The organism is Mesorhizobium sp. M0590 (assembly GCF_040320905.1).
In the GTDB taxonomy this organism is placed as follows: Bacteria; Pseudomonadota; Alphaproteobacteria; order Rhizobiales; family Rhizobiaceae; genus Mesorhizobium.
This window is the reverse complement of record NZ_JAMYQN010000031.1, coordinates 1-13,652: the sequence shown is the minus strand read 5'-3', so window position 1 is coordinate 13,652 and position 13,652 is coordinate 1. Positions and strand designations below refer to the sequence as shown.

Genomic DNA, 13,652 nt, shown 5'->3' with positions numbered 1-13,652 from the left:
CAGTCTGGCTGAAAAAGGTCGCTTAGACCGGTTCCCGCGCCATGACAAGGCAGGTGTTCTGGCCGCCGAAGCCGAAGGAGTTCGACAGGACCGTGCCGACCTCGGCGTTGCGCTTGGTGTTCGGCACCACGTCGAGGACGATCGCCGGGTCGGGATTGTCGTAGTTGATGGTCGGCGGAATGACGCTTTCGCGCATCGTCATCAGCGAAAATGCTGCCTCGACAGCACCGGCAGCCGATAGGGTATGGCCGATCATCGACTTGTTCGACGAGACCGGCATTGACGAGATCCGCTCGCCGAACACCGTCGACAGCGACAAATGCTCCATCTTGTCGTTTTCGGGCGTCGAGGTGCCATGGGCGTTGACATAATCGATCCCGTCCTCGCTCAAGCCGGCATCGGCAAGAGCGGCGCGCACCGCCGCGATCGCCGGCGAACCGTCCGGCTTGGAGCGGGTGCGATGGAAGTCGTCGGCCTTTTCGCCGCAGCCGCGCAATATGCCGAGAACGGTGGCGCCGCGGGCAAGTGCTGCCTCCAGCGATTCCAGCACCAGGGCGCCCGAGCCTTCGGCGAGCACGAAGCCGTCGCGATCCTTGGAGAAGGGTTTTGAGGCCTTTTCAGGGATGTCGTTATGGGTGGAGAGCGCGGACAGAAGCGAGAAGCGGATCAGCGCCTCGGCGGTCGCCGAGCCGTCGGCGCCGATCGACAGCGCCCTGTCGCATTCGCCGCGGCGGATCGCCTCGACGCCGAGCTGGATCGCCGTGGCGCCCGAAGCGCAGGCTGTCGACAGCGTGATCGGCAGGCCGCGCGTGCCGAAACGGTCGGCAAGCCGGTCGGCAATCGAGCCGAACTGGGTGGTCTCGAAGATGTCGAGTTCCCTGAGGCCGCGCGCCACCCGCAGCAGCCTCTCGGCACCGGTGTCGTGCGTGTCGGAATTGTAGAGCGAAAAGCGCTCGCTCCAGTCGAGCTCGACCGGCGGCGACGCTAGGAAAAGCGGTCCGCCGAAATCGCCGGCATCGAGGCCGGCCTCCGACATCGCTTCCTGGGCGGCGGTTTCGGCAAGCTCATAGGTGAGGAGACTGGCGCCCTTGGAACTCGACGGCAGGAAATCGACCATGCCGGAGATGCGGGTGTTGAGATGATCGACCGGGAAGCGGGTGATCGGATGGATGCCGGATTTGCCGGATGTCAGCGCCGCCCAATTATCGGCTTTGCCGACACCGAGCGAGGTCACCACGCCGATGCCGGTGACGGCGACGATCGGCCTGCCCATATGGTCGTTCAGATTGGCCATTTGTTGTCCAAAAAACTGTTTCTCTTGGAGCGTCGGATCGCCCGAAAACCGCGCCACACGTTTCGGTCCGAGGCTCTAGGCGGCTTTGATCAGCGCCATGCCCTCGAATTGGTGATAGCCGATGGCCGTTGCAAGGACGGTCTTCGGGACGCCGGCAAACGGTTTTTCGACTGTGGCGTCGAAGACAGGATAGGCGGCCTTGCGGTCGACAGCCAGTGCCGCCAGCGCAACGGCAAAGGGGAACTGCGCTTCCTTCATGTGGCCGGTCAGCGTCGAAAAGCCGCGTGCGGCGATCGCCGGATTGGCGTCGAGCGCCGATTTCTCGGCGGCGGTCGCGGCATGGGCGCCCGAAGCGCCGGAGATCGCCAGCAGTTCGCCGTCCGGCAATACCGCTTGCTTCAGCAGCGCGGCGATCTCACCGTCGAGTTCGCCCCGCCGGCGCCTGGCACGGCCGGACAGGATCGGGCCGAGTTCCGCATAGATCTTCCGGCCACGGCTTTCCGCATGCTCGCGCTGCTCCAGGACGAGAAACGCGCCGCCGGATCCGGTCACCACGCCGCCGCCCTCGGCACCTTGCCTTTGCCAGACCGGCGTCCACGGACCGCGATGCAGGTAGCCGGCCAGTTCATAGCCGAGCAGCATGTCGGAATGTTCGGTCTGGAAAGCGCCGCCGACCAGTATATGCGTCGACTGGCCGGAGCGGATGCGCGCGGCCGCCGTCTCGACAGCGGCAACGCCGGCACCTTCCTCGCCCATGAAGGTGCGCGACGATCCCGTCACCTTGTGGACGATCGAGATGTTGCCGGCGAGCAGGTTGGAGAGCTGTGCCAGAAACAGCGTCGGGCGCAATTCCGTGGTCAGCTTCTCGTTGAGCAGCACGTCGCGGTCATTGCGGCTTTCCGATGCCGCGAGAATGGCCGCGTCGACCGCCTCGTCGCGCTCGCCGCCGCCGGCGGCCACCACCATGTCCATGGTCGCGCAGAGTTCGTCATTGCCCTTGATGCCGGCATCGTCGAGCGCAAGGCCGGCCGCATAGGTGCCGAGCCTCTGCCAGGTCTCCATCTGCCGCTGGTCGCCACGCTTGGCGATCTGCAGGTTCCAGTCGATCTCCGGCAGCGGGTGGACCGTATAGGGCGAGAAGCGCGAGGCCTCCAGAACCGGTTCAAGGCGCGGCTGGACGAGCTTTTGCCAATGCGCATCCGGACCCTCGCCCAACGACGAGACAAGGCCGATGCCTGATATGACGACGTCGCGGGGGTTCATGGGCGGCTGTTGTGGGTGAGGGCGCGTCAGGCGCTGTGCTTAGATGGCGTTCTTGGCGGCGACGAGCGCGTCGATCTTGGCGCACAGGTTCTTCATGACGAAATAGTCGTCGGTCGAGGCCTTGCCGTCATTGACCTCCTGCGTCCACTTTTCCAACGGCACCTTGATGCCGAATTCCTTGTCGATGGCAAAGACGATGTCGAGGAAGTCGAGGCTGTCTATGCCGAGATCGTCGATGGTGTGGCTTTCGGGCGTGATCGTCTCGATGTCGATCTCGCTGGTGTCGGCGATGATCTTGGCGACTTTGTCGAACGTGGTGGACAAGGGCTTTTCCTTCGATTGCGGGCGGAATCTGTCCGCATGTGTTTTGGGCTGTCTAATCGGTTTTTCCGGGCAGGAAAAGGCCTGATACGCCGGGCGCAGATGGGATTGCTGCCCAGGCAGAGCAAGATGAGATCGGAATCCAACCACGGCTTCTCGTGGCAGTGGCATTTCGGCAACACCTATCTCGCTCGACGCGAGGAGCGACCGGCCCGGTCAGAAGGTAACGCGGCCGAGCACGCGCAATCCGTCGCCTTGCGGCTCGACGACCACGGCTTCGCCTTCGCGCGGCGAGATGCCGGTCAATTCCTTGATGTCTTCGAGATGCGTGACCATGACCAGATTGTCGGAGCCGGAATAGCCGCGGATCTCTGCCAGGATCGCAGCGATCTGAGCGGCCTTCTCCTTTTCGTCGGTCTTCAGCAGGTCAAGCGGTGCGAACGGCTCCGGTTCGCTTTCGAAAGCTATGCGCGCGGTTTCGAGGCAGCGGCAATAGCGGCTGGACAGCACGCGCTCGACCGGTGCCGCGCGGGCGCCAAACAGCGCGCCGATCTTGCGCGCCTGTTGCTTGCCGCGCTCAGAGAGATTGACCTGGGTGGCGCATTTGCCGAGGTCGAAATTGGCCGCATCGGTGGTGCCGGTGACCATGGCATGGCGAAGCAGCACCACATGCCCGCCGTCGCGCAGCAGCGCCCAGCCGGCTTCCGTCGCATGGGCTGTGGCGGAAACGGCAAGCAACAGCAGCGCCAGCACAAATCGAAGCATCAGACATCCTTTTCGGGTGACCGGCAGGCAGGTCCCCGGTGACCGGCATATAGGGACGGCAAAGCCGGCTGAAAGACAAGCCGAGTGCAACCTGCGGCCGAGACGCCTATTTCTTCGCTATCTGCTTCTTCACCAGATCGATCTTGCGGTCGGTCAGCGGGATGGGGAGTGTATAGCCAGCATCGGTAAAGCCCTGCTTGGCGTTCTCGAAGAATTCGATCGCCTTTTGGTATTCGGCATTGCCACCGCCATAGCTGCCGCGGTTCCAGTGGACGTCGCCGAGATTGTTCTGCTCGAAGGCCCATTGCATCGGCTGGCTTTCGCGGGTGAAGACCTTGAGCGTTGCCTCGAAGGCGGCTTCGGCTTCGTCCAGATATTTGCCGGTGCGTTCGAGATTGCCTAGATTGATCAGGCTCATGCCGATGCCGTTCTGCGCGTTCGCCCAGTCGACGGGCGAGGTCTCGAAGGTCAGCACCTCCAGCGCTGCCCGGCGCGCGGCGATCGAAGCGGCCAGTTTGCGGGGATCGGCCTCGCTCATGCTCAGCCATTGCAGCGCCGAGCCTAGACCGGCCTGCGCCAGTGCCCATTGCCGCGGCGTCGTCTCGCGCTTGTATTCGCGAAGTGCATCGCGATAGGCCTCGATCGCCTCCTCGTAATGCACCGGCTTGTCGGTCACGCCGCCGAGCAGTTGCAGCGTGTTGCCGAGATTGTAGTGGGTCATCGCCCAGTCGAGCGGAAACTCCTTCTTGGTGTAGACGCGCCGTGCCGCCCGGTATGCGGCCGCCGATTGCTCAAGCCTGGCAGGATCGCGCGTGCGCTGGCCGAGCGTCTGGTAGATCGAGCCGAGATTGTTCTCCGCCGAAGCCCAATCCGTCGGAAAACGTTGGCGTGTGAATATGGTCAGCGCGTCGCCATAGGCGGCAGCCGCCTCTTCGAGCAGGCCGGTGCCGAGATCGAAACGGGCAGCACTGCTCAGCGCGTTACCCAGATTGAGACGGCTGCTCGCCCAGGAGAGCGGGAAGGTGTCGCGTGTGCGGATTTCGAGCGCGGCGCGGAATGCCGCGGCTGCCTCGTCGATTTTTGCCTTGTCGTTGCGTTGCGTGCCGAGAGACACCAGCGTGTTGCCGAGATTGTTCTGGACCATCGCCCACTGAACGGGCGCCTTTTCGCGCGTGTATTCTTCAAGCGCCAGCCGGTAGGCGGCCTCGGCCTCGGTCAGGCGCTCGCCGTCCGGTTCGCGCTCCGAAAGCGCGTAAAGCGCAAGGCCAAGGTTGCTTTGCGAGGCGGCCCAGTCCAGCGGGACTTTGTCGCGGGGCCGCTTCTCCAGCGTGGCGCGCATCGCCACCACCGCCTCATTCAGGCGTTTCGGGTCGCTCTCGCGTTCGCCGATCTTCAACAGCACATTGGCCAGGTTGTTCTGGGCCGCGGCCCAGTTGATGTCGTCCTTCTCGCGCTCGAACACGGCAAGCGAATCGCGAAAGATTTTCGCTGCCTCTTCCAGCCGGTCGGTTTCGCGCTCGCGCTCGCCGATCGTCTGCAGCACCACCGCCATGTTGTTGCGGGTGATCGCCCAGTCGCGGTTCTGCTCGCCATTGGGGATGAAGTTCAGGATGACGCGGTAGGCGTCGATAGCGTGCTGCAGCGCTTGCCTGTCGCCGGTGGCGTTGCCATGCGCGTTGAGCGCTTCCGCCTCCTGGTTCTTGTAGTTCCAGCGCAGCCTGTCGTCCCATCTCTCGACCAGCGAGAAGGCCTCGCCGTAGTCGTTGGCGGCCGACAGATAGTCGAAGACCAGCGCCGAAGCGTCGGCGCGCCTGGCATAGATCGCCGCGTCGGCAAGACGCTTCTGCCTGACCAGATCCTCTGCCCGATCGACCACGCCGCTGGCCTGCTCGACCCGGCCCACCGCCTGGTCGAGGAAGTTGCGCGCGGTGACGATGGCGCCCTGGCCGATCGCTTTGTCGGCCGAGGCGACGAGGCGGCTGATCTCGGGGTCGTCGGTGCGCAGCGCGTTGCGCTCGGAGATCATCTTCTTCAGGCGCTCGGCCTGCGCATCGAGCAGCTTTTGCAGGTCGGTGGGGTCCTCCGGCATCTTTTCGGTGCCGAGCGCCTTCAGCACGCCATAAAGCGCGTCGAGCGGCACGCCGTCCTGCAGCGAGGCCAGTTCGACCTGTGCCCGCTTGGGGTTCGGCAACTCGGCGATCGTCAGCAGCAATTGCCGCCGCTCGCCGGTGATCAGGTCGTCGTCGCCGGTCGGCTCCTGCGGTGCAACGCCGAAATAGAGCAGCCGGCGCAGGCTTTCATTGACCCATGGCCGCTGCCTTGCCTTGGTGTCGAGATAGACCTCCTCGGTCACCATGCGCATGACCGAGCCGAACTCGGTGCCCTTCATTGCCGCTAGGTGGCGCAGAAGTGCCGCTGCGTAGGGGCTGTTTTCGCCGACGATGCCGTCGAGTGCCGGCCGCCCCGGCTCGGCGGCAAAGCCGATCACCGTTCCCAGATTTTCCGTCGCGGTCGCGTTTGCCAGTGCCCTGGCACCGCGCACCGGCTCCAATCCGCCGGCGCTGATCGGGGAGGCCGAGGCCGTCGGCGCCCGGCGCAGCACCGCATCCGCCGGAAACGGGTTGGTGCGGCAGGCATCGAGCAACATGATCGTTACCGGCACGGTCGTCTTCAATTCGTCCATGACGGCGGAGATCGGCACCAGGGCCTGATCGGCGTCCTTCAATGAAGAAACGTCGGCGTCGACCGGCACCAGATAGTTTTCGCCGCCGGCCTCGATGCCGTGGCCGGAATAGTAGATCAAGGCGACGTCGGCGTCCTCTGCATCCTCGGCGAAACGCTCGAGGTCGCGCTTCAGCTTTGCCGTGTCGCGGTCGGTTACACTGCGCGCGTCGAAGCCGAGGTCGGTCAGCATCTTGGCGATGTCGCGGGCGTCGTTGGCGGGGTTGGGAAGAGCCGCTATGTGCTGGTATTTCGACTGGCCGACGATCAGCGCCACACCCTTGAGGCTCGCCGGCTCCGCGGCATGAGCCGAGGTCACCACGAGGCAAAGCATGGCGCCGACGAAAGCCGTCAGCCACGCCTGCTTGAAGAAGTGCTGATTTCCGACAAGGCCCATTCGCCGCGTGTCCCCCGACAACCCTGTATAGCGCTGGCATCCAACCATGAGCAAATTCGGGCAAGATCCGAGCGGCCGGATTGTTGGCCGGTACATTCGCGAGGGAAGGGCGATTGCGCCGCCGCCGGGGCTCGCCTATCACGGGAAAAATGTCTCCGCTTACCGAAACCGTCCTCTTCGTTTTCAGTCTTGTCGGGCTCGGCTATCTTGCCGGGTTGACCGGTTATTTGAAGCCGGCGAGCGGCGAGGGCGTATCCGAATTCGCCATCAACGTGGCAATGCCGCTTTTGCTGTTCCAGACCATGGTAAAGGCCGATTTCCACGGCGTGGCGCCGTGGTCGCTATGGGGGGCTTATTTCGCGGCGGTCGCGCTTACCTGGGCTGCCGGCCATCTGGTCATTACGCGCATTTTCGGACGAGACGCCCGCGCCGGCGTCGTCGGCGGCGTATCGTCGTCCTACTCCAACGTCGTCCTGCTCGGCGCGCCCTTCATGATCGGCGTGTTCGGGCCGGCCGGGTTCGAAGTGCTGTCACTGCTCGTTTCCATTCACCTGCCGGTGATGATGATGGCCTCGATCATCCTTTTCGAGATGTTCGGCCGCGGCGGCAGCGAGCCTGTGCATCCGCTCCGCGTCGTCAGGAGCTTTCTCAGGAGGGTATTCATCAATCCGCTGATCATCGGCATACTGGCCGGGCTGGCGTGGCGCTTCACCGGTGCGCCGCTGCCGGTGCTTGCGACGCGGCTGAGCGACGCGCTGGCCGGCACGGCCGCCCCGGTGGCGCTGTTCGCCATGGGGCTCAGCCTGCGCCGTTTCGGCATTTCCGGCAATGTAAGGCCGGCGCTGGCGCTGTCGGCGCTGAAACTGTTCCTAATGCCGGCGCTGGTTCTCGGCCTGGTCTGGCTGATCGGCCTGCCGCCATTGACGGCCAAGGTGGCGGTCATGGTTGCGGCGTTGCCGTCCGGCATCAATTCCTATCTCATCGCGGTGCAGTTCAACACCGGCCAGGCGCTGGCGTCGAACCAGATGACCATCGCCACCGCCTGTGCGGTCGTGACCACTGCGTTTTGGCTGACAGTGGTCGTCCATGTTTTTGGATAAGAGCCCGGGTTTTTGGATAAGAACCCGGCTGCATCGCCTCTCGCTTTGGCTGGCCCAAACCCTATATGCCATCTTGTGATTGCTTGCGGGGCTTGCCCTGGGCTAAGAGCAGTGGCTCTAGCGATGCTATCGCGCACGTCCATTCACGAAATCAGCGACCGGCCCGCCAGGTGCCGAACGGAGGCGAGATCATGCTTCAGAAAACCAGCCATTTCATGCGGCAGGCCAATCTCATCAATGGCGAATGGGTGCAGGCCGATTCAGGCCAGACGGTCGACGTCAACAATCCTGCCACCGGCCTCAAGATCGGCACCGTGCCGAAGTCGGGCAAGGCCGAGACCCGCCGCGCCATCGAGGCCGCCGACGCTGCCTTCAAGACATGGCGCAAGACCACCGCGCTCGAACGCTCGAAGCTGTTGCGCAAGCTGCACGACGCGATGATGGACAATCAGGACGTGCTGGCCGAACTACTAACCATCGAGCAGGGCAAGTCGCTGTTCGAATCGAAGGGCGAGATCGGCTCGGCCGCGTCCTACATATTGTGGTTCGCCGAGGAAGGTCGCCGCACCTATGGCGACGTCGTGCCGTCGCCCTGGGCTGACCGCCGTATCCTGGTGACCAAGGAACCGGTCGGCGTCGTCGCCGCCATCACGCCGTGGAATTTCCCATCCTCGATGCTGGCCCGCAAGCTTGGCCCGGCGCTTGCCGCCGGCTGTACCGCCGTGGTCAAGCCGGCGTCGCAGACGCCTTATTCCGGCCTTGCCTGGGGCGCGCTTGCCGAGGAAGTCGGCTTCCCCAAAGGCGTAATCAATATCCTGACCGGCGCTGCCGGTGAGATCGGCGACGAGATCTGTGCCAACCCGCTGGTCAAGAAGATCACCTTCACCGGCTCGACCGAGGTCGGCAAGATCCTGATCCAGAAGTCGTCGGTGACCGTCAAGAAAGTGTCGATGGAGCTCGGTGGCAATGCGCCGTTCATCGTCTTCGACGACGCCGACATCGAGCGGGCCGTCGCCGGCGCCATCACCGCCAAGTACCGCAATTCCGGCCAGACCTGCGTCTGCACCAACCGCTTCCTGGTGCAGGCCGGCATCTACGACCGGTTCGTCGAAAAATTGGCTGTTGCGAGCAACGGACTGAAGGTCGGTTCCGGCCTCGAAGACGGCGTCCAGCAGGGGCCGCTGATCGACGAAAAGGCGGTGGAGAAGGTCGAGGAGCTGATTGCCGACGCTACCGCCAAGGGCGGCAAGGTCGTCGCCGGCGGCAAGCGCCACGCGCTCGGCGGCTCGTTCTTCCAGCCGACGGTGATCGCCAATGCGACGCCGAAGATGCGCTTCATGAAGGAAGAAATCTTCGGCCCGGTGGCGCCGGTATTCAAGTTCGAGACCGAGGAAGAGGCCGTAGCACTCGCCAACGACACCGAGTTCGGCCTGGCCTGCTATTTCTACACCGGCGATCTCGGCCGCGCCTTCCGGGTCATGGAAGGGCTGAAATACGGCATGGTCGGCGTCAATGAAGGGCTCATCACCACCCCTGAAGCGCCGTTCGGCGGAGTCAAGGAATCGGGCCTCGGCAAGGAAGGCGGCCATCAGGGCATCGAGGATTATCTCGACACCAAATATGTCTGCATCGGCGGACTTGGTCTCTAGAAGCCCGATGCGGTAATACCGAAAACGATCCTGGGCCGCTTCGAAAGGCCAGGCTGGCATCGAGCAACGAACTTGCGAGCATGGCGATGAAGGACGGCGAGGTTTTCGGCACGACGCAGGCGGGCGAGGCCGTCCGCCGCTTCACCATCCGGGGCGGCGGCCTGACCGCCAACATCATCGGGCTGGGTGCGATCATCCAGGATCTGCGTCTGGCCGGGCACGACGCGCCGCTGGTGCTCGGCTATGATCGTTTCGAGCACTATGAGACGGACACCGCCTTCTTCGGCACCGTCGTCGGGCGCTATGCCAACCGTATCCGCGACGGCCGCTTCACGCTTGCTGGGAAACGCTACCAGACCGAGCGCAATTTCCTCGAAAAGCACACGCTGCATGGCGGTTCGCAAGGTTTTTCGCGCCGGGCCTGGGCGGTTTCGCTGCATGGCAGGGATTTTGTCACGCTGACATTGCACGACCCCGACGGCACGATGGGCTTTCCCGGGGCGCTCGACGTGACCTGCACCTACCGGCTCAAGATCCCGGGCACGCTCAGCGTCGAACTGACCGCCACCTGCGAGGAGCCGACGCTCTGCAACCTCACCCAGCATTCCTATTTCAACCTGGATGACGGCGGCGCCGGCGACATTCTCGATCACCGGCTGATGCTGAATGCCGGCGCCTATCTGCCGGTCGACGCGGATCTCATTCCGACAGGCACGGTAAAGCCGGTCGACGGCACGCCCTTCGATTTTCGCCAGGCGCGGCCGCTGCGCATGGAGACCGAGGGCGAGCAGCTCCCTTACGACCAGAATTTCTGCCTCGCCTCGACGCGCGGGCCGCTGAAGCAGGCGTCGTGGGCGCAAGGCGCGAATTCCGGCGTCGAGATGGAGCTCTGGACCACCGAGCCAGGTGTCCAGCTCTATACCGGCCAGTATCTGGCACCGTCCTCGCCTGGACTGGGCGGACGCCAGTACAAGGCCTTTTCGGGCTTCTGCCTGGAGCCGCAAATCTGGCCGGATGCGCCGAACCGGCCGTATTTCCCGCAAGCCACGCTGTGGCCGGGCCAGATCTATCATCACGTGACGGAATACCGGTTCAGGCTGCCTTAGGGCATGACCCCCGGAAACCGGCATGGTTTTGCTGCGCTGACCTCCGGTTCGGAAGGATCATGCAAAATTCAAAGTGTTATAGCGTCCTTTGCGCGTCCAATGACGCGCGGCGCTCTGGAGTCAAAACGCAATCACTCTGAACGACCGACTTCGAACCCTCTCGGACCTTTGACGCCGAGAGCCCTGACGACGCAAGTTGACCCGTTGAAGACGTTCATCCGCACCCGGTCGAAAGTCAGGAACGGCTGACGAGCGGTCATTCACCGCGCGGCCAACGGCGCGTTCTGGCTCCGACGCTTCCATGGGTGTAGGGTTGTGCCATAAAGAGGCGCATATGGCGGTTCCCCCTCTCAATCGGAAGCTGCTGGCGATCCTGGCGGCCGATATGGTTGGCTACTCGAAGGCGATGGAGGCCGATGAGGCCGGAACCATTGAGCGATTGAAAACCGTTCGTTCCGAGGTGTTCGACCCCGCCATCTGCCAGCACCATGGCCGCGTCGTCAAGTTGATGGGCGATGGCGCGCTTGTCGCCTTCGAAAGCGTGGTCGACGCAGTCGCCTGCGCAGCGGAAATCCAAAGCGCGGCGGCCGCGCGCAATGAAGGTCTGCCAGAGCCTGAGCGCATCGTGTTCCGCATCGGGGTCAATCTGGGCGACGTTGCGCTGGTTGACGGCGATGTCTATGGCGACGGCGTCAATGTCGCCGCGCGGTTGCAGCAACTCGCTGAGCCGGGCGGCGTGATCGTATCGGGCACGGCCTTTGACCATCTGCAGGGCAAGCTTGATTTGCCCCTCGATTTCGCCGGCGAGCAGCAGGTCAAGAACATCAGCCGCCCCGTGCGGATGTACCGACTGAGGCTCGATGGCAAGCGGGTGCGTTGGACCTTACGCAAGGCGATGCCGCGCTGGACCAGGACGACTGCAGCGGCCATCGTCGTGCTGGCTCTGGCGGGTGGAGGGACCTGGTGGTTCTTTCAGCCCGCGCCGCTGGGGGCCAAGCCATCGGTCGCGGTGCTGCCCTTCAATAATTATGGCGGCGACGAGGCCACCGGGCGTTTGGCCGATGGCTTGACTGAGGATATCATAACCGACCTCGCGCGGTTTCCCGAACTTGAGGTCGTGGCCCGGAATTCGACGGAAGTTTACAAAGGCAAGCCGGTGGATGCCCGCCAGGTAGCAAGTGCGCTCCATGTCGGCTTCGTACTAGAAGGCTCTATCCAGCGGCAAAATGGGCGGGTGCGGGTCACCGCGCAGTTGATCGATGCACAAACCGGCAACCATCTTTGGTCGGATCGTTGGGACCGGCCTGCTGAGGACGTTTTCGCCGTCCAGACCGAGATCGCAGAGCAAGTCACCAACCGTCTGGGCGGCGGCGTAGGGTTGATTCAGGCGGCCGGGCGGGCCGCGGCCAAACGTAAACGACCTGAAAACCTGAATGCTTATGATTATTATCTGCTCGGGACCGAGAAGATTGAAAAGATCACCATAGCGGATGAGGAGGAGGCCATCGCGCTTCTCAACCGCGCCGTTGAGCTGGACCCCGGGCTGGCCCGGGCCTGGGTAGAACTTTATCATGCTCATGGTATATTGGCTGGCTTCGGTATCAATCCCGAGAGCGAGATCAAGGCGGCTGCCGATGTGGCCGAACGCGCGGTGCGGCTCGATCCAAGTGACGCTGAGGCACACGCCGTGTTTGGTATGAGCCTCAGCCAGAAGGGCGACAACGCCCGCGCCAAGGCTGAGCTGGACACGGCCCTTCGTCTAGCTCCCGGTTCGTCCGAAATCCTGACATTCTATACCGGCTTTGCGGCACGCTTCAATGAACCCGAACGCGGCGCTCAGATGGTCGACCAAGTAATGCGGCTCGACCCGAACTACCCGATGTGGACGTCCAACTTCTTCGCCCCTGCCTATTTTATGGCCGGCCGATATGAGGACGCGTTGAAGATGCTGGAGCGCATGACGCCTAACAACTACGACAAGTGGAAGTGGGTGGTGCTTAGCAGCTCCCTTGCGGCTCTGGGTCGAATGGATGAGGCGAATGCTTCGGTTAGGGAAACTCTCAAGCAGTACCCGGACCTGACCGTCGAGAGCATGATTAATGAAGTGGGCTTGAGCACTAAAGAGCGCAGCCGGTTTATTGAAACAATGCCGCTCGCCGGCTTTCCGGCTTGCGCCAAGCCCGAGGCGCTGGCGAAACTCGCCAAACCTGTGCGATTGTCGGAATGCGAGGCGGGGGAGGCGAAGCCTCTCGGGCAGCCATAGAACACCCCTGTGCAAAGAAAGGCGAGGGCCGCTGCTCGCCAGCGCGCGAACGGCGCGCGTTGCCAGGAACGACCGCTGTGCATCGAAAGCGACAGTTCACTGGCCAAACGATGAATGGCGGCAAGTGGCGCTTAAATTTGGATCCTTATCGGCTGCCGGAGAGCCAATCGCTCTCGAGTGCAGGCACTCCGGTGGAGTCCAGACCGTTGGATTGGACCCTCGACCTCTACAAAAGCTCACTGAGCTTCGGGTCGGGCTACGACGGCATTCCGAAGCGATCGCTTCGGCGAGAAGTCGTCGTTCTCAATCGGGCGAAGGGGGAGACATCGGCGAAGACGGCATAAGGGAGGATGGGCCAGACCGAGCCGACGGAAAGGTCGTAGCCATTGGAGCGCATAGCGCCTGGCCGGGAGGCCGCCGCCAGCCAGACTTACGCGGCGCGTCGTTGAGCGAGGTGGAGACCCGAACGGGCTCGACGAGGGTCCACGGCGGTCACAATGTGGTGGTGGTGATCGCAGTAGACGCGATCCGGCGAAGTTGGCCCAGCACAAAAACGATAGCCGCCGGGTACTGACGGGTCTTCGCTCACCGGGAAGCGGCACTGATAGAGGCCTAGCTGAATGAGAGGGACGTCTCTCGAAGTTAGTCTGATATTTTCAGGCATGATGGTTTCCTAGTTCACAGCAATGATAGTGTGCTGAAGGTTCTGCAAAAAGTTTTGGAGAGAGAACGGCGCTTGCTCTGAGGGGCGAGCGGCCATGGCACGGTGGTGA

Annotated in this window: 9 protein-coding genes; 4 read left to right on the top strand and 5 right to left on the bottom strand. The window is 63.3% G+C overall.

Annotated elements, in window-relative coordinates; all coding sequences use genetic code 11:
* Positions 1-22: 22 nt before the first annotated feature.
* From NKI52_RS30425 to NKI52_RS30405, 5 genes are all read right to left on the bottom strand, one after another.
* Positions 23-1,294 (bottom strand): beta-ketoacyl-ACP synthase, encoded by a 1,272-nt coding sequence (locus tag NKI52_RS30425; protein WP_023676464.1) that lies wholly within the window; start codon positions 1,292-1,294, stop codon positions 23-25.
* A gap of 75 nt (positions 1,295-1,369) precedes the next feature.
* Positions 1,370-2,557: a beta-ketoacyl-ACP synthase gene (locus NKI52_RS30420; protein WP_352700611.1), complete on the bottom strand. Its 1,188-nt coding sequence runs from the start codon at positions 2,555-2,557 to the stop codon at positions 1,370-1,372.
* A 39-nt stretch (positions 2,558-2,596) separates the two neighbouring features.
* Entirely contained in the window at positions 2,597-2,881 is a 285-nt protein-coding gene (locus tag NKI52_RS30415; RefSeq protein ID WP_023676462.1) for an acyl carrier protein, read from the bottom strand.
* A 213-nt stretch (positions 2,882-3,094) separates the two neighbouring features.
* Positions 3,095-3,643 (bottom strand): histidine phosphatase family protein, encoded by a 549-nt coding sequence (locus NKI52_RS30410; RefSeq protein WP_352454578.1) that lies wholly within the window; start codon positions 3,641-3,643, stop codon positions 3,095-3,097.
* Between the two features lie 106 nt (positions 3,644-3,749).
* Entirely contained in the window at positions 3,750-6,761 is a 3,012-nt protein-coding gene (locus NKI52_RS30405) for a caspase family protein (RefSeq protein ID WP_352505777.1), read from the bottom strand.
* Positions 6,762-6,910: 149 nt separating this feature from the next.
* On the opposite strand from NKI52_RS30405, the gene NKI52_RS30400 reads away from it, so the two are divergent.
* The 4 genes from NKI52_RS30400 (at position 6,911) to NKI52_RS30385 (ending at position 12,879) form a co-directional block, all read left to right on the top strand.
* A complete protein-coding gene (locus NKI52_RS30400) occupies positions 6,911-7,861 on the top strand; it encodes an AEC family transporter (protein WP_352624606.1) in 951 nt (316 codons plus the stop codon).
* Positions 7,862-8,052: 191 nt separating this feature from the next.
* Positions 8,053-9,510, top strand: a complete 1,458-nt coding sequence (locus tag NKI52_RS30395) for an NAD-dependent succinate-semialdehyde dehydrogenase (RefSeq protein WP_352700610.1) — start codon at positions 8,053-8,055, stop codon at positions 9,508-9,510.
* An 80-nt stretch (positions 9,511-9,590) separates the two neighbouring features.
* On the top strand, positions 9,591-10,616 hold the full coding sequence (locus tag NKI52_RS30390) for an aldose epimerase family protein (RefSeq protein ID WP_254818213.1): 1,026 nt from the start codon (positions 9,591-9,593) through the stop codon (positions 10,614-10,616).
* A 334-nt stretch (positions 10,617-10,950) separates the two neighbouring features.
* Complete coding sequence (locus NKI52_RS30385; RefSeq protein WP_352700609.1) at positions 10,951-12,879, top strand: adenylate/guanylate cyclase domain-containing protein; 1,929 nt, start codon at positions 10,951-10,953, stop codon at positions 12,877-12,879.
* Positions 12,880-13,652 lie beyond the last annotated feature (773 nt).

Bases quoted from the DNA above. Each gene is read 5' to 3' on its own strand.
- NKI52_RS30390 (WP_254818213.1), top strand. From the start codon at position 9,591: ATGGCGATGAAGGACGGCGAGGTTTTCGGCACGACGCAGGCGGGCGAG.
- NKI52_RS30405 (WP_352505777.1), bottom strand. From the start codon at position 6,761: ATGGGCCTTGTCGGAAATCAGCACTTCTTCAAGCAGGCGTGGCTGACG.
- NKI52_RS30425 (WP_023676464.1), bottom strand. From the start codon at position 1,294: ATGGCCAATCTGAACGACCATATGGGCAGGCCGATCGTCGCCGTCACC.
- NKI52_RS30420 (WP_352700611.1), bottom strand. From the start codon at position 2,557: ATGAACCCCCGCGACGTCGTCATATCAGGCATCGGCCTTGTCTCGTCG.
- NKI52_RS30395 (WP_352700610.1), top strand. From the start codon at position 8,053: ATGCTTCAGAAAACCAGCCATTTCATGCGGCAGGCCAATCTCATCAAT.
- NKI52_RS30385 (WP_352700609.1), top strand. From the start codon at position 10,951: ATGGCGGTTCCCCCTCTCAATCGGAAGCTGCTGGCGATCCTGGCGGCC.
- NKI52_RS30400 (WP_352624606.1), top strand. From the start codon at position 6,911: ATGTCTCCGCTTACCGAAACCGTCCTCTTCGTTTTCAGTCTTGTCGGG.
- NKI52_RS30410 (WP_352454578.1), bottom strand. From the start codon at position 3,643: ATGCTTCGATTTGTGCTGGCGCTGCTGTTGCTTGCCGTTTCCGCCACA.